The following is a 12,243-nucleotide window of genomic DNA, read 5'->3' as shown; positions in this document are numbered from 1 at the left end:
CCCCTTGTGAACAGGTATCATCAAACCGTCACGCAGCGCGTCAGCGCTGCCCGGCCCAACCAGAGGAGACGCCCGGCAGGGCATCGATGATGGGTGGGAGCAGCACCCGGTTATTTCTGTGGATCAATCTCCAGCTCGCGGCGAACCCAATTGGCAAACGCTATGGCGCCGGGACTTTCTTCGGCGCGCGGCGACAGAAGCAGATAATAGGCTTCGGGCATGGGTGCGCGATGGGCGAACGGGGCTATCAAACGACCTTGCGCAATCAGGTCACTGGCAATGGTGTCATGCGCCAGACACAGCCCTCCGCCAGCCATGGCTACGGACAAGCTGACCAAGTAGGTCGTCGAATAAGTGATTGCAGGATTTGCCCAATTTAGACCCTGTTCTTCCGCCCAACCTAGCCAATTCGACAGCAGGTTCGAGCAGTCAAAAAGCGGGTGTTGTTGCAGGTCTTCCAACGTCACGTGATAGCCCGGCGCACAGACTGGATAGTAGTGATCAGTTCTCAGTAATTCGGTTCGAACCGTATCTGACGGTCGAAGAGAATAACGGATTTCCACGGCGGCCCCTTCGGCCATTTCGCGCGGCTCCCAAAGCTCGGTGAAGATATTCAGCTGAGCATCGGGATGTAACGCCCGGAAACTCGGCAGTCTGGGCGCCAACCAATTCACGGCAAAGGTGATGTTGCTTTGAACTTGAACCGCGTTCTGCTGGGCGCCGGTCACGGCCTGAGTTCCACGTACCAGTGTCCGAAATGCCTCGCGCACCACCGGAAGATACGTGATGCCCGCTTCGGTCAGTTCCAACGCACGTGGTCGACGCAAAAACAAAGGCTGGCCAAGGTACCCTTCCAAGGACTTGATCTGCTGGCTGACCGCGCTTTGCGTCATGTTCAGATCCCGGGCTGCGCCGGTAAAGGACAAGTGCCGCGCCGCCGCCTCAAACGTGCGGAGCCAACCCAGCGGAGGAAGTGGTTTCTGCATGCGTATAACCTTGCCATTAGTTCAGCTAATGGAATAGTTGCGTTTTTTTCGTTGGTCAATTTTTGACGCTACAGGCACGATTTCCGAAAGTTCTCAGCTATCCGCAAAGGAGCCCGGAATGACTGTTACAAACCTGCGCGCCAATATCGACCACTGGGCCGAACGTGTTGATCTGGCTGCAACCTTTCGCTGGGTCGAGCGGCTGAACATGCACGAAGGTGTCGCCAACCATTTTAGTCTGGCGGTGAACCCGGAAGGCACCCAGTTCCTGATGAACCCGAACCAGATGCATTTTGCGCGAGTCAAAGCATCAAATCTGCTGCTGTTGGATGCCAATGACGCCGAGGTGATGAACCAACCCGGTGCCCCGGATCCGACGGCTTGGGGTCTGCATGGATCAATTCATCGTCACTGCCCGCACGCACGTTGCGTCATGCACGTGCATTCGATCTTTGCGACGGTCCTTGCATCGTTGGCGGATAGCACATTGCCGCCGATCGATCAGAATACGGCCACGTTCTACGACCGATACGTCGTGGATGAAGAGTTCGGAGGCCTCGCCTTTGAAAGCGAAGGTGAACGCTGTGCGTCGATGCTGTCGGACCCCAAGAAAAAGGTCATGATCATGGGCAATCACGGTGTTCTTGTGATCGGCAGTGACCCGGCGGATGCTTTTAACAGGCTTTATTATTTTGAACGCGCAGCGGAAACCTACATCCGAGCGCTGCAGACCGGCCAGCCATTGCGCGTCCTGCCAGATGAGATTGCCGAAAAGACTGCGCAAGAATTGGAACACTATCCCGATCAGGCCCAGGCTCATCTGCGAGAGATCAAGGCCTTACTGGACGATGGCGGCTCTGACTACGCCACATGACAACCTCATCAGGGTAACGACCATGTCTGACACTCCACAGAATCCGGAATCCGCTCGCTGGCACTATCATCCTGAAGGTCCGGTGGGGCTAAACCCCTTGTTCAATTGGCCACCACGTCCGTCAGCTGTGCTGAAATGGTACAGCGGGGCGTGGCTGCAGATCACGGCATTAACCTTGTGCCTTGCGCTGGCGGTTACCGCCTATGCTTTCTTTTTCCCGTCTTTTGAAAGCATGCAAAGTTTTGCTCCGGGTTGGATGTTTCGCATTTGGCTGCTGAACATGGTGCCCCAGATCATGATCGCTGGTGGACTGCACTGGTGGCTGTACATGCGAAAAGGGCAGGGCATGTACAAAAAGTTCGACCGCCGCGACCTGACCCGCAACAATGGTACGTTTACATTCCGCAATCAGGTTCTGGACAATATCTGGTGGACGCTGGGCAGCGCGATGACCGTCGCGACCGTTTATCAGTGGATCATCTACTGGGCGATGGCCAACGGCTATGTGCCATCCGTCACATGGTCCGGCGCGCCGGTCTGGTTCGTTGTGTGGATGGTGTTTATCCCGATGTGGTCAGGTCTGCACTTTTATTGGGTGCACCGGCTGGAACATCACCCGAAGCTCTACAAATACGTGCATGCTGTGCATCATCGTAACGTGAACATTGGGCCTTGGTCGGGAATCTCGAACCACTGGTACGAGAACTTGCTGTATTTCACGACATATTTCATCCACCTGATCGTGCCGTCGCACCCGTTGCATGTACTGTTCCACGCCTCCTTCCAGCAGATCAGCCCCGTGTTGTCTCATTCCGGGTTTGAAAAACTAAAGGCAGGGGATACGGATGCCGCTCGTGCCGGTGATTTTTTTCACCAGCTTCACCACCGGTATTTTGAATGCAACTACGGCACCTCTGAAATCCCGTTCGACAAGTGGTTTGGCACATTTCATGACGGATCGGCCGAGGCGACGACCCGGACAAGAGCGTACAAGAAACAGATGTATACCTAATCGGACCGCAGCGCGCGCGGCGTGATCCCAAACTCGGCTTTGAAGGCGCGGGTCAGGGCGCTTGGGTCTTCATAGCCCGCGCGCAGGGCAACTTCACCGATGCTCAGGTCGGTTTCCGCCACGAGTTTGCGCGCAAGATTCAGGCGCAGGCGGCGATAGACCTGAGCAGGGCCTGCACCCAGTTCGCCTTGCATGCGTACAGACAAGGCTTTCTGCGACCGGCCCACCCGGTTTGCGATTTCAGATACGGGCAGGGGGTTTTCAAGATGTTCCTGCATCAGGGCTAACGCTTTGTTCACGTAACCGCTGGTCGCACCTGCGCCTCCCTTGTGCGAACGCGCGGAATCGCGGGTCATAAACAGCTGCGAAACTTCGAGCGCCAAGGCCTGCCCCTGATCCCGCCCAATCAGGTGCAAGACCAGATCAAAGGCCGCCATTGCCCCGGAACAAGTGATGCGATTGCGGTCGACGACATAGCGCTCGCGCCGCGCATCGATATCGGGAAACCTCTCGGTGAATCCGGTCAGCTCTTCCCAGTGAATCGTGGCGCGATGGCCGTCCAGCAGCCCTGCCTGCGCCAAAAGCCAGCTGCCAGTGTCGAGGCCTACCAGCACTTTGAACCGCTGATCCGCAGAACGCAGACCCGAAAGGGTCCGCCACCCGCCATGCGCGCGGAATCCATAAGATGGCATGACCATCAGCATGTCCCCACTGGCGGTCTGGAGTGGGCGATGCGGCGCGACCTGCAGCCCGGACGAGGATGTCACCGGATCACCCCCCAACGCAAGGAACTGCCAATCATACAATTTGCGACCAGCCAGAGTGTTTGCAGCCCGCAGCGGCTCGACCGTATTGGCCAGACAATGGTTCGAGAATCCGTCGAACAGAAGAACCCCGATTTGCTGCGGTGCAGAGGGTGATTTAGTCCATTCTTGCATGGTAAACTTCTATTTCTGCACGTTTCAAATGGCAAGCCGCGTCAGAATATGCCGCAACGCCAGATGTGGAGACGCCCGATGCAATATGGATTGTCCGACGAACAAGAGATGATCGTCTCTACGGTTCGCAGCTTTGTGGAAAACGAAATCTACCCGCATGAGGCGCTGGTCGAGCGCACCGGCGAAGTCCCGGAGGAGATCGCGGATGAGATCAAGCGCAAGACGATTGAGCTGGGTTTTTATGCCTGTAATTTTCCCGAAAGCGTCGGTTGTGCAGGGTTGAACCATCTGGAGTTCGCGCTGGTCGAACGTGAGCTGGGCCGCGGGTCCATGGCGCTGAATCACTTCTTCGGGCGTCCTCAGAACATCCTGATGGCGTGTGAGGGCGAGCAGGTCGAACGATACTTGATGCCCGCCGTGCGTGGCGAAAGGATGGACGCGCTGGCAATGACCGAACCCGGTGCCGGGTCAGATGTTCGTGGAATGAAGTGCGCCGCGGTGCGGGATGGCGGAGACTGGGTGGTCAATGGCACCAAGCACTTCATCTCGGGCGCGGAGCACGCGGATTTCATCATCGTTTTTATCGCGACCGGCGAGGATCAGACGCCGAAAGGCCCCAAAAAGCGGATTACGGCGTTTCTGGTGGATCGCGGAACGCCCGGTTTCACCATCCGGGACGGGTACAAGTCGGTTAGCCATCGCGGTTACAAGAACATGGTTCTTGATTTCGATGATTGCCGTCTGCCGGACGCTCAGGTTCTGGGTGAGGTTGATGGCGGCTTTGAAGTGATGAACACCTGGCTTTATGCGACTCGTATCACGGTTGCTGCCATGTCCGTAGGCCGCGCACGCCGCGCTTTCGACTATGCGCTGGACTATTCCGCCACGCGCGAACAGTTCGGCCAGAAGATCGGCAAGTTTCAGGGCGTGTCCTTCCAAATCGCGGATATGATCACCGAGATTGACGCGGCGGACTTGTTGACGCTGGCCGCAGCCGACCGCCTGGACAAAGGCCTGCCTGCCAACCGCGAAATTGCTTCGGCTAAGCTCTATGCCTCGGAAATGCTCGCGCGGGTCACCGATGCCGCCATCCAAATTCACGGCGGCATGGGTCTGATGGACGATTACCCGCTTGAGCGGTTCTGGCGCGACGCGCGGGTCGAGCGTATCTGGGACGGGACCAGCGAAATTCAGCGCCACATTATCAGTCGCGATCTTCTGAGGGCACTCGGTGCGTGATGGAGGGGGCCGCCTGATGTCTTCCCTGTCACGCGTTTTGCACCCCACATCCATCGCTGTGATTGGCGGCGGCGCCTGGTGCGTCTCAGTGATCGAACAGGCCCGGAAATTCGGGTTTCAGGGCGACATCTGGCCGGTCCACCCAAAAGCCGGTCAAATCGCGGGTCTGAGTGCTTTTGCACGCCTTGAGGACCTTCCAGCGGCCCCCGACGTAGCCTTTGTTGGCATCAACCGTCATGCAACGATCGAGACGATCGCGGTCCTTTCGGCCATGGGGGCCGGGGGTGCAGTGTGTTTTGCCTCGGGATTTACCGAAGCGCATGCCGAGGACGATCAGGGTGCAGATTTGCAGGTCCGTTTGGTGCAGGCCGCAGGCGAGATGCCGATCCTGGGGCCAAACTGTTATGGCTTCGTCAACGGGTTGGACCGCGCCGCTGTTTGGCCCGATCAGCACGGCATGCGACCGGTAGATCGCGGTGTGGCGATCCTGACGCAAAGTTCGAACATAGCGATCAATATGACGATGCAGCGCCGGGCCTTGCCGCTGGCCTTTATGCTGACCAGTGGGAACCAGGCGCAAACCCATCAGGCCGACATCGCCTCGGCCCTTTTGGATGATGACCGGATCACCGCGGTAGGTGTCCACATTGAAGGCTTCGGTGACCTGCGTAAATGGGAGGCGCTGGCCAAAAAGGCGCGGGATCGTAACGTGCCGATTGTTGCGCTGAAAGTGGGCCGGTCCGCCCATGCACAGGCGGCGACGATTTCTCACACTGCATCATTGGCCGGAGGCGACGCGGGCGCGCAGGCATTTCTGGATCGCCTTGGGATCGCGCGTTTGGATGACATTCCCAGTTTCCTGGAATGCCTCAAGCTGCTGCACGTGACCGGGCGCTTGGACAGCAACGGTTTGGGGTCGATCAGTTGCTCAGGTGGTGAAGCAAGTCTGGCTGCGGACATGGCCGAGGGGCGCAATCTGCACTTCCCGCCGTTGTCGCAAGTACAAAAAGCTGACCTGCGCGATGCCTTGGGGCCGATGGTGGCCTTGGCGAACCCGCTGGATTATCACACCTATATATGGCGTGACACGCCAGCCATGACCCGCGCTTGGACTGCTATGATGGGGCCGGAACAGGCCCTGACTATGGCTATTCTCGACTATCCGCACACGGATGCGACGGATTGGGAATGCGCCACGCAGGCCGCTTTGAATAGTGTTGCTCAGACGGGGCGCCCCTTTGCGGTAACGGCGACTCTGCCGGAGCTTTTGCCCGAAGACGTTGCACAGCGATTACTCGATGGCGGTGTTATCCCTTTTGCCGGATTGCATGAAGCGCTTGCGGCAATTGAGGCGGCCGCGCGGTCGCAAGCAACAGAGGCCGAACCGGTCCTGCTGCCCTCGGATACCGTTGCGGATCATGTTCTGACCGAAGCAGAAGCCAAAAAGGCGCTGGCGGAATTCGGTGTGCGTGTACCGCTCAACGTTGTGGTACCGGCGAACCTGGCGAAACAAGCCTCTACCGCGCTGACTGGTCCATTTGCGATCAAGGGCGTCGGGCTGGCGCATAAATCGGAACATGCGGCCGTGCGCCTTGAGGTTCTCGCCGACGCTGTGGGTGAAGTCGCGGCGGATATCGGAACTGATGACGTCCTTGTTGAGGAAATGGCTGTCGGCGGCGTGGCAGAATTGTTGGTCGGCGTCACCCGAGACCCGGCCCACGGGTTCGTTCTGACGCTGGGTGCCGGAGGTGTGTTGACTGAAATCCTGCGTGACACGGTTTCCCTTTTGATCCCCTCCTCTCGCGACGCTGTGAAAGAGGCGCTGGGCAAATTGAACTGCGCGCCTTTGCTGGCGGGGTATCGCGGCAAACCAGCGGCAGAGATTGAGGCCATCCTGGACACTGTCGATGCGGTGCAGGCCTACGTTATTGCCAACGCAACCCATGTCAGCGAAGTTGAAATAAACCCACTGATCTGCACACCGGACCGTGCCATAGCGGTGGATGCTCTGATCCGAAAGGCAAGTAAATGAACCCGGTCAAAACCAAGCGCGATGGCGCTATTCTGGAAGTCACTTTGGACCGTCCCAAAGCGAACGCGATTGATTTGGCGACCAGCCGCGTCATGGGCGAGGTGTTTCGTGACTTCCGTGATGATCCTGATCTGCGCGTCGCAATCCTGACCGGGGGTGGAGAGAAGTTCTTTTGCCCCGGCTGGGATTTAAAAGCAGCCGCTGACGGAGACGCAGTCGACGGAGACTATGGCGTTGGTGGCTTTGGCGGGCTGCAGGAACTGCGGGACATGAACAAGCCGGTGATTGCGGCGGTCAACGGGATTGCCTGCGGCGGCGGGCTGGAACTGGCTCTGAGCGCAGACATGATCATCGCGGCGGATCACGCCAGTTTTGCATTGCCGGAGATCCTGTCCGGCACAGTGGCAGATGCCGCCAGCGTCAAACTGCCCAAGCGCATCCCTTATCACGTGGCAATGGAACTGCTTTTGACCGGACGCTGGTTTGACCCCCAAGAGGCTAAGAACTGGGGATTGGTGAACGAAATCGTGCCGGGCGATCAACTGATGGATCGGGCATGGGAACTGGCGCGTCTTTTGGCCAGCGGTCCGCCTTTGGTTTATGCCGCAATCAAAGAGATTGTACGGGATGCCGAAGACTCCAAGTTTCAGGATGCCATGAATCGGATTACCGGGCGGCAATTGCCGACGGTTGATACCCTCTATGGCTCTGAAGACAATCTAGAAGGCGCCCGCGCTTTTGCTGAAAAGCGTGATCCCATGTGGAAAGGTCGATAGTCGGCCTAAGCGCGTTCAAACAGGGCTATCAGCGCTGTGTCATCCTTATTGGGGCCGGATGCAAGATCGCCATAGATGCGAACTTCGGGCAGGGCCAGATTGCGTATCTGGTCTTGCGCCAGACGGTGCAGGGCTTCGGCAAATCCCAGCTTTTCATAATGTTGGGCATTGATCGACAGCGCGAATTGAGCACCGGGGCGGGCCACACGCAGCAGCGCAGTCAAAGCTTCTGGCCCAAGGTGGCCATGGGTGAACGAACCGGATGAAACGATTCCGGAGTAGCTTTCGCGCGGCACCGGGATGCCTTCGTTCAGATCGGCCTCAATGGCGTCGCGGTAGATATCCTTGCGCATGGCCTGATCCAGCATCTCGGCGCTGATATCGGTGGCATCTATCGGTCCCACACCCAGCCGGGCCAGAACCGCGCCGCACAGGCCGGTGCCTGCACCGACATCAAGAACAGGCCCTTGACCGCCGGCGCCGACAAAGGCGCGGGCGGTATGGATGTGCAGCTGATAGTCCTCGCGCGTGGCAAAGCCTTCGTCGTAATCCCCGGCCCATTCAGCATAGAGACGCTTGTGGTCTTCCGGGGAATCCAGCGCGTAGGCGGCATGCAGGTCTGGCGTTTTGTCACTCATACCCAAAAGAAAGGCGCATTGGGGGATTCGAATCAAGTATCCTTGGCGGAGTTCTTGCATCTGGCGAAATTGCGGATCATCTAAGAGCGTATGACAGGCACACTATTTTCCTTCGGTCACGGGTACTCGGCACAGGCCTTGTCCCGTCAGTTGCAACCCCATGGTTGGCGTATCTTCGGCACGACGCGTGATCCGGCCCAATCGCCGGTGGTCAAGGCATCCGGCGCAGAGCCGGTGATTTGGCCGGGGCAAGTGCCACAGCTGGATGGGGTGACGCATCTTTTGATCTCGGCCGCGCCAAACGCGGACGGAGATCCGGTTCTGGCTGCATTGGCGGATGAGATTGCGGAAAGGGCGGCGCAATTCAAATGGGTTGGCTATCTGTCGACCACGGCCGTGTATGGCGATCATCAGGGCAACTGGGTCGACGAAGCCACCCCCGCGACGCCAACGGCGCAGCGCGGCAAATGGCGGGTGCAGGCGGAAGAGCAGTGGCGGAACATCCCCGGCTTGCCGACACACATTTTTCGCCTTGCAGGCATCTATGGTCCCGGTCGTGGGCCGTTTTCCAAGCTCAAGCGTGTGGGTATGCGACGTATCATCAAGCCGGGGCAGGTCTTTTCCCGAATTCATGTCGCCGACATTGCCCAGGTTCTTGCCGCGTCCATGTCCGCGCCCAATCCGGGGGCGATTTACAACGTATGTGATGATGAACCCGTTCCACCGCAGGATGTCATCGCCTATGCGGCCGAATTGCAGGGATTGTCATTGCCGCCCGAAGTACCCTTCGACGAGGCCGACATGACCCCCATGGCGCGCAGCTTTTACAATGAGAACAAGCGGGTCAGAAACGATCGGATCAAGGATGAGCTGGGTGTAAACCTGATGTATCCGAACTATAGGGTCGGATTGAGGTCGCTGATGACCGGTGACTGAGCTACCGGCCTGATTTCCGGCGATGCGCACCGGGTGCTTAGTGATAGTTTTTGGTTATCAAAACCATCCATAAAGAAAACTTATTTGCATGGTGCGAATTTGCTAGGTCTGACGGCGACAAGACAAGAGTCGCCGATACCTTTGACAGAATGTGCGCAATCCAAGCCGTGCATCTAAAAGAGGTAAAAGTGTCATCTATATATGTTCTTGATCGCCCGCGTTTTTCACCGCGCGAACGAGCCGGATTTTAGCCAGGATTGGAGATCGACATGGACGGAAGTGATAACCCTAAAACAGGCGGATGCCCTGTAATGCACGGCGCAGGAACCCGGTCAAACCGGGATTGGTGGCCGAACCAGCTGAACCTGTCGATCCTGCACCAGAATTCGCCTGCGTCGAACCCGCTGGGGCCTGATTTCGACTACGCTGAAGAATTCAAGAAGCTGGACATGAAGGCGCTGAAAGAAGACCTGTACGCGCTGATGACCGATTCTCAGGATTGGTGGCCTGCCGACTACGGTCATTACGGCGGTCTGTTCATCCGGATGGCCTGGCACAGCGCCGGTACATATCGCACGGCGGATGGCCGTGGCGGTGCCTCGACCGGGAACCAGCGCTTTGCGCCACTGAACAGCTGGCCGGATAACGGCAACCTTGATAAGGCGCGCCGTCTGCTGTGGCCGATCAAGCAGAAATACGGCAACCAGATTTCCTGGGCCGACCTGATGATCCTTGCCGGCAATTGCGCCATTGAATCCATGGGCGGCAAGACATTTGGCTTTGCTGGTGGTCGCGCGGATATCTGGGCGCCTGAAGAAGACATCTATTGGGGTTCCGAAACTGAGTGGCTTGCCCCCACCGACAACCCGCACAGCCGGTACACTGGTGAGCGCGACATGGAAAACCCACTCGCCGCCGTTCAAATGGGTCTGATCTACGTGAACCCCGAGGGCCCGGATGGTGAACCAAACGTGTTGGCCTCGGGCCGTGATATCCGCGACACCTTTGGCCGGATGGCGATGAATGACGAGGAAACCGTCGCGTTGGTTGCTGGTGGCCACACCTTTGGTAAGGCGCACGGCGCGGGCGATCCTGATCTGGTCGGCCCCGAACCCGAAGCGGCACCGATCGAAGAGATGGGCCTTGGCTGGATCAATAAGTTCGGTTCGGGCGTCGGTGACGATACCACGACCTCGGGCATCGAGGGCGCGTGGACCGCAAACCCGATCAAATGGGACAACGGATACTTTGACCTTCTGTTTGGATATGAGTGGAACCTGACCAAAAGCCCCGCAGGCGCGTGGATCTGGGAGCCGATCGGGGTCAAGGAAGAAGACATGGCCCCGGCGGCCGGTGATCCGACCAAGAAGGTCAAAACCATGATGACCACCGCCGACATGGCGATGCGCATGGATCCGATCTATGGCCCGATCTCGAAACGCTTCCACGAGAACCCGGAAGAGTTCGCAGATGCCTTCGCGCGCGCCTGGTTCAAGCTGACCCACCGCGATATGGGGCCGCGGTCGAACTATATCGGGTCGGAAGCCCCGACCGAAGAGCTGATCTGGCAGGACAACGTGCCTGCGGTGGATCACGATCTGGTCGATGCTGCCGATGTAGCGGATTTGAAAACCAAGATCGCTGCATCCGGTCTGTCGGTGTCCGAGCTGATCTCAACCGCATGGGCCTCGGCCTCGACCTTCCGCGGGTCGGACAAGCGGGGCGGTGCCAACGGCGCCCGTATCCGTCTTGCGCCTCAGAAGGATTGGGATGTCAACGAGCCAATGAAACTGTCCAAGGTGCTGGACGCGCTGACAGGCGTTCAAGAGGCGTTCAACGGCGCGCAGTCAGGCAACAAGAAAGTGTCGCTGGCCGACCTGATCGTTCTGGCCGGTGCCGTCGGCATCGAGCAGGCTGCCAAAGCTGGTGGTCAGGATGTCGAGGTTCCGTTCACCCCGGGCCGCACCGATGCATCGCAAGAGCAGACCGATGTGGACAGCGTCGCAGTCCTGGAGCCCGCAGCAGACGGTTTCCGCAACTACCAAAAGGCCGACTACACCGTCTCGCCCGAAGAGTTACTGGTCGATCGCGCACAATTGTTGACCTTGTCCGCACCAGAGATGACGGCACTTGTCGGTGGCCTGCGTGTTTTGGGCGCCAACTTCGGTGACGCCAAGCATGGGGTGTTCACGGATCGTGTGGGTGTACTCAGCAATGACTTCTTCACCAACATTCTGGACATGGGCACCGAATGGAAACCTGCCGGCAAGGGCGTTTATGAAGGTCGTGACCGCGCCAGCGGTGAGATCAAATGGACCGGTACACGCGTCGATCTGGTCTTCGGTTCCAACTCGCAACTGCGGGCGCTTGCTGAGGTCTACGGTCAGACGGGTGCCGAGGGTAAATTCGTCTGTGACTTTGTCTCGGCCTGGAACAAGGTGATGAACGCGGATCGATTTGATCTGAAGTAAACCGACGATCATCGCAGAGGTAGCGCCGCCCGAGGGGACTCGGGCGGCGTTTTCTTTGGGTCGAGTCCCGCGGGCATACCAAGCATTGGGTACGATTCCGTCCAAAGCCTTGACTAACCCGCGCGTCACGCATCGCCCAGCCCTGTTTCTTACCCAAATTATTAAGCTAACTTATTGTTTTCATTAACATGGGCGAGTTTCTGCAGAGAAATATGAAGTTTTTTCAAAATGGGGGTTGCAGGTCCCAGACCTAATCCGTAAATACCCCTTCACCGGCGCTGCTGAGGCGGTGCTGACGGGTCGGAGAGACGGCCGGACGGGTTGGAGAGACAGCCGGACGC

Annotated in this window: 10 protein-coding genes; 7 read left to right on the top strand and 3 right to left on the bottom strand. The window is 58.2% G+C overall.

Going from position 1 to position 12,243, the window contains the following annotated elements:
* Window positions 1-110 precede the first annotated feature (110 nt).
* Window positions 111-986: a LysR substrate-binding domain-containing protein gene (locus tag AC2FI8_RS21940; protein ID WP_496780952.1), complete on the bottom strand. Its 876-nt coding sequence runs from the start codon at window positions 984-986 to the stop codon at window positions 111-113.
* 118 nt (window positions 987-1,104) lie between these two features.
* Between AC2FI8_RS21940 and AC2FI8_RS21935 the strand changes: the two genes are divergently transcribed.
* On the top strand, window positions 1,105-1,860 hold the full coding sequence (locus tag AC2FI8_RS21935; protein WP_496780951.1) for a class II aldolase and adducin N-terminal domain-containing protein: 756 nt from the start codon (window positions 1,105-1,107) through the stop codon (window positions 1,858-1,860).
* A gap of 22 nt (window positions 1,861-1,882) precedes the next feature.
* On the top strand, window positions 1,883-2,872 hold the full coding sequence (locus tag AC2FI8_RS21930) for a sterol desaturase family protein (RefSeq protein ID WP_496780950.1): 990 nt from the start codon (window positions 1,883-1,885) through the stop codon (window positions 2,870-2,872).
* On the opposite strand, the gene AC2FI8_RS21925 is transcribed toward AC2FI8_RS21930, so the two are convergent.
* Window positions 2,869-3,810 (bottom strand): GlxA family transcriptional regulator, encoded by a 942-nt coding sequence (locus AC2FI8_RS21925; protein WP_496780949.1) that lies wholly within the window; start codon window positions 3,808-3,810, stop codon window positions 2,869-2,871. The genes AC2FI8_RS21930 and AC2FI8_RS21925 overlap by 4 nt on opposite strands.
* Window positions 3,811-3,888: 78 nt before the next feature.
* Here AC2FI8_RS21925 and AC2FI8_RS21920 point away from each other — a divergent pair, with 78 nt between their 5' ends.
* The 3 genes from AC2FI8_RS21920 to AC2FI8_RS21910 are packed head-to-tail and all read left to right on the top strand — an operon-like array spanning window position 3,889 to window position 7,857.
* Window positions 3,889-5,049 (top strand): acyl-CoA dehydrogenase family protein, encoded by a 1,161-nt coding sequence (locus AC2FI8_RS21920; RefSeq protein ID WP_109313076.1) that lies wholly within the window; start codon window positions 3,889-3,891, stop codon window positions 5,047-5,049.
* Window positions 5,050-5,065: 16 nt separating this feature from the next.
* Window positions 5,066-7,081, top strand: a complete 2,016-nt coding sequence (locus tag AC2FI8_RS21915; protein ID WP_496780948.1) for an acetate--CoA ligase family protein — start codon at window positions 5,066-5,068, stop codon at window positions 7,079-7,081.
* Window positions 7,078-7,857, top strand: coding sequence for a carnitinyl-CoA dehydratase (locus AC2FI8_RS21910; protein ID WP_496780947.1), 780 nt, complete (start codon window positions 7,078-7,080; stop codon window positions 7,855-7,857). Before AC2FI8_RS21915 ends, AC2FI8_RS21910 begins: the two co-directional genes overlap by 4 nt.
* Before the next feature lie 5 nt (window positions 7,858-7,862).
* Here the strand turns inward: AC2FI8_RS21910 and AC2FI8_RS21905 are convergent, their stop codons facing one another.
* The gene (locus AC2FI8_RS21905; RefSeq protein WP_496780946.1) at window positions 7,863-8,495 is read right to left on the bottom strand and encodes a class I SAM-dependent DNA methyltransferase; all 633 of its coding nucleotides are present in this window, start codon (window positions 8,493-8,495) and stop codon (window positions 7,863-7,865) included.
* 90 nt (window positions 8,496-8,585) lie between these two features.
* Between AC2FI8_RS21905 and AC2FI8_RS21900 the strand changes: the two genes are divergently transcribed.
* Both AC2FI8_RS21900 and katG read left to right on the top strand, forming a co-directional pair.
* Window positions 8,586-9,431 carry an SDR family oxidoreductase gene (locus AC2FI8_RS21900; protein WP_496770585.1) on the top strand — a complete coding sequence of 282 codons (846 nt, stop codon included), beginning with the start codon at window positions 8,586-8,588 and terminating at the stop codon, window positions 9,429-9,431.
* A 269-nt stretch (window positions 9,432-9,700) separates the two neighbouring features.
* Window positions 9,701-11,902 carry a catalase/peroxidase HPI gene (katG, locus tag AC2FI8_RS21895; RefSeq protein ID WP_496770588.1) on the top strand — a complete coding sequence of 734 codons (2,202 nt, stop codon included), beginning with the start codon at window positions 9,701-9,703 and terminating at the stop codon, window positions 11,900-11,902.
* The last annotated feature ends 341 nt before the right edge of the window (window positions 11,903-12,243 follow it).

This window comes from Ruegeria sp. CDSB029 (genome assembly GCF_059611125.1).
The sequence above is the reverse complement of the archived record's forward strand: the minus strand, read 5'-3'. Positions and strand labels throughout refer to the sequence as shown.

What these genes read in the sequence shown, in the direction of transcription:
- AC2FI8_RS21905 (WP_496780946.1), bottom strand. Translation starts at nt 8,495, where the DNA reads ATGAGTGACAAAACGCCAGACCTGCATGCCGCCTACGCGCTGGATTCC.
- AC2FI8_RS21925 (WP_496780949.1), bottom strand. Translation starts at nt 3,810, where the DNA reads ATGCAAGAATGGACTAAATCACCCTCTGCACCGCAGCAAATCGGGGTT.
- AC2FI8_RS21900 (WP_496770585.1), top strand. Translation starts at nt 8,586, where the DNA reads ATGACAGGCACACTATTTTCCTTCGGTCACGGGTACTCGGCACAGGCC.
- AC2FI8_RS21915 (WP_496780948.1), top strand. Translation starts at nt 5,066, where the DNA reads ATGTCTTCCCTGTCACGCGTTTTGCACCCCACATCCATCGCTGTGATT.
- katG (WP_496770588.1), top strand. Translation starts at nt 9,701, where the DNA reads ATGGACGGAAGTGATAACCCTAAAACAGGCGGATGCCCTGTAATGCAC.
- AC2FI8_RS21910 (WP_496780947.1), top strand. Translation starts at nt 7,078, where the DNA reads ATGAACCCGGTCAAAACCAAGCGCGATGGCGCTATTCTGGAAGTCACT.
- AC2FI8_RS21920 (WP_109313076.1), top strand. Translation starts at nt 3,889, where the DNA reads ATGCAATATGGATTGTCCGACGAACAAGAGATGATCGTCTCTACGGTT.
- AC2FI8_RS21930 (WP_496780950.1), top strand. Translation starts at nt 1,883, where the DNA reads ATGTCTGACACTCCACAGAATCCGGAATCCGCTCGCTGGCACTATCAT.
- AC2FI8_RS21940 (WP_496780952.1), bottom strand. Translation starts at nt 986, where the DNA reads ATGCAGAAACCACTTCCTCCGCTGGGTTGGCTCCGCACGTTTGAGGCG.
- AC2FI8_RS21935 (WP_496780951.1), top strand. Translation starts at nt 1,105, where the DNA reads ATGACTGTTACAAACCTGCGCGCCAATATCGACCACTGGGCCGAACGT.